Here is a 2,688-nt window from a genome sequence, read left to right on the forward strand (position 1 = left end):
TTGGTTTAACTGCTCCCGGTGGCGGTGTTTACACCAACCGCAAGATGGCTGCTTGTCTACGTGATGGCGAAATCGTCTTGCGTTATGTATGCTACGCCGTTCTGAGCGGAGATAGTTCTGTACTGACTGACCGTTGCTTGAATGGTCTTAAGGAAACCTACGCTGCTTTGGGCGTTCCCACTGGTAATACTTCCCGGGCTGTTGGCATCATGAAGGCTGCTGCTGTGGCTTTTGTTAACAACACTGCATCTCAACGCAAAGAGTCTGTTACTGCTGGTGATTGTGCCTCTTTGGCTGCAGAAGTCGGTAGCTACTTCGATGCAGTTGGCAGTGCTATTAGCTAGTCTCCCTGCTCAGGAGAATTTAAATTACACTGACCTTTTGCCGAAATCAATTTTAAGACAGGAGATATCTTAATTATGAAATCAGTGTTAACCACTGTTGTTGCTTCCGCTGACCTAGGAGGTCGCTTTCCTAGCGCTTCTGACCTAGAATCTGTTCAAGGCAGCTTACAACGTTCTGCTGCTCGTATGGAAGCTGCTGACAAGTTGGCAGGTAACTACGACGCTGTAGCTCAAGAAGCTGTTGATGCTATCTATAAAAAGTTCCCTAACGGTAGTGGTCGGGACATTGATGCAGGTACTCAGAAAGAAAAGTGCAAGCGTGACATCGTTCACTACCTGCGTTTGATCAACTATTGCCTAGTAGTCGGTGGTACTGGTCCTCTGGATGAGTGGGGTATTGCTGGCGCTCGTGAAGTCTACAAAGCCTTAGGTATCGATGCTGCTACCTATGTTACTGGTTTGACCTTCCTCCGGGATCGTGGCTGCGCTCCTCGTGACATGTCTGCCCAAGCCTTGGTTGAATACCGGATTTATCTTGACTATGTAATCAACTCCATGTCATAGGATGATTGCTATCCACTGTCTGTAGTGGCTAGCTGCCTCTAGTACTTTCGACTAAAGGGGTATCTTAGCAAAGTGCTGTGCCTGAAAAAGGTTCAGCACTTTGCTAAGAACCCCTTAGCTAGACCGCGAGAAGCCCCGCGCTTTACCTGACAAGGTAAGCGTCGGGATGATAGCGAGACAGTGAAGCGAAGCGGAACTGTCAAGTGGAAGTTATTGGATCAGGGAAACGAGCTATCAAGTTTCTAAGTACTTCGGACTGATTCATTCCTCTTCGTTCTGCTTCTTGTTCTAACTTCTTTTTCTCATATTCGGTTAACCGAATTGTCATCTTTATTTTTTTCATTCTGACTTGCCATTTGACTAGCTGTATATTATATATATAGTAGGTCGATAAATAGGAGGGCAAGCGCAATGAGAGCTGCTTATCAATACAGATTAAGACTGACAAAGAAACAAATGCTCGAGCTAGAGCGATGGTTGGAAATGCTACGTTGTCAGTATAACTATTTGCTAGCTGATCGGTTTAATTGGTATGAACAGAATCGCTGCTCCATTAATGCTTGTCCTCTTATTTGCCATTTGCCAAATTTAAGGGATAAACCTGATTATTTTTCCCAAAAACAAACACTCCCACAACTCAAGAAAAATAGACCTTGGTACGGTCAAATTCATTCTCAGGTTTTGCAGGATTGTGTCAAACGGGTAGATTTGGCCTTTAAACGGTACCTTAAAGGCGATTGCAACGGGAAGCGGAGTGGAAAACCTAGATTTAAAGGCAAAGGCCGGTACCGTTCTTTGACTTTTCCGTCACTTGGAAAGGATCCTATTAGTGGCAATCAATTAAAGTTACCTAAATTTGGGTGGGTCAAAATGATCTACCACAGGCCAATTCCCAATGGTTTTAAAATCAAGACAGCTACGATTACCCGCAAGGCGGATGGCTACTATGTTACTTTGTCTATTCAGGATGATACTATTCCTAAAATAATCCCCGTGGATCAGGTTTCTGATCCTATAGGGATTGATCTGGGTCTTAAATCGTTTTTGATCAAATCAGATGGTACGGAGGTAGGGATTCCTCAGTATTACCGAAAGGCTCAAAAAGGATTGGCGAAAATTCAAAAAGCGGTTAGTAGATCCAAAAAAGGTAGCAATAACCGAAAAAAGGCTGTAGCCAAATTAGGCAAGGCTCACAAAAAAGTAGCTGATACCAGAAAAGACTTTCATTTTAAGACGACCAAGGAGCTGTTAAACAATCATGATTTAGTAGCTCATGAAAAGCTCAATATCAAGGGTCTAGCCAAGACTAAAATGGCTAAATCAGTTCTAGATGCTGGATGGGGTCAATTCCTGTCAATCCTTGCAACCAAAGCCGAAAATGCTGGGTTGTTAACGGTTGCTGTGAATCCTAAAAACACTAGCCAGAACTGTTCTAATTGTGGTAAAAAGGTACCCAAAAAACTTAAAGACCGCATTCATTCCTGTCATCATTGTGGGTATATCGCAGACAGGGACGTTAATGCGGCTAAAAATATTTTGTATTTGGCGGTGGGGCGTCCCGCTAGTAATAAAGCTTGCCGAGTAACCGAACCGTTGGGTGGTGTTGGCAAGAAGCCCGCGTTGTCCCTTTAGGGCAACGTCGGGAGTACGTCACCCTTATTTATCTATTGATACGTCTAGATATGAGGCTAATGGTATTAGGTACTAGGTAACTATTAAATAAGTACTAGGTAACTATGAGGTACTAGGTAACTATAAGGGACTAGGTACAACAGGGATA

At 43.7% G+C, this 2,688-nt stretch carries 3 protein-coding genes and 1 pseudogene; 3 read left to right on the forward strand and 1 reads right to left on the reverse strand.

Features of this window, described 5'->3' with window-relative positions:
- Together F6K49_RS40090 and F6K49_RS40095 are read left to right on the forward strand one after the other, a co-directional pair.
- A pseudogene (locus F6K49_RS40090) lies at positions 1 to 344 on the forward strand (phycocyanin subunit beta); the annotation flags it as partial.
- Between the two features lie 75 nt (positions 345 to 419).
- A complete protein-coding gene (locus F6K49_RS40095; protein WP_293106345.1) occupies positions 420 to 908 on the forward strand; it encodes a bleomycin hydrolase in 489 nt (162 codons plus the stop codon).
- Between the two features lie 199 nt (positions 909 to 1,107).
- On the opposite strand, the gene F6K49_RS40100 is transcribed toward F6K49_RS40095, so the two are convergent.
- Complete coding sequence (locus F6K49_RS40100; RefSeq protein WP_293030874.1) at positions 1,108 to 1,236, reverse strand: ribbon-helix-helix protein, CopG family; 129 nt, start codon at positions 1,234 to 1,236, stop codon at positions 1,108 to 1,110.
- An 83-nt stretch (positions 1,237 to 1,319) separates the two neighbouring features.
- On the opposite strand from F6K49_RS40100, the gene F6K49_RS40105 reads away from it, so the two are divergent.
- Positions 1,320 to 2,540, forward strand: a complete 1,221-nt coding sequence (locus F6K49_RS40105; protein ID WP_293030871.1) for a transposase — start codon at positions 1,320 to 1,322, stop codon at positions 2,538 to 2,540.
- The last annotated feature ends 148 nt before the right edge of the window (positions 2,541 to 2,688 follow it).

Source organism: Moorena sp. SIO3I6 (assembly GCF_010672095.1).

What these genes read in the sequence shown, in the direction of transcription:
- F6K49_RS40095 (WP_293106345.1), top strand. Translation starts at nt 420, where the DNA reads ATGAAATCAGTGTTAACCACTGTTGTTGCTTCCGCTGACCTAGGAGGT.
- F6K49_RS40105 (WP_293030871.1), top strand. Translation starts at nt 1,320, where the DNA reads ATGAGAGCTGCTTATCAATACAGATTAAGACTGACAAAGAAACAAATG.
- F6K49_RS40100 (WP_293030874.1), bottom strand. Translation starts at nt 1,236, where the DNA reads ATGACAATTCGGTTAACCGAATATGAGAAAAAGAAGTTAGAACAAGAA.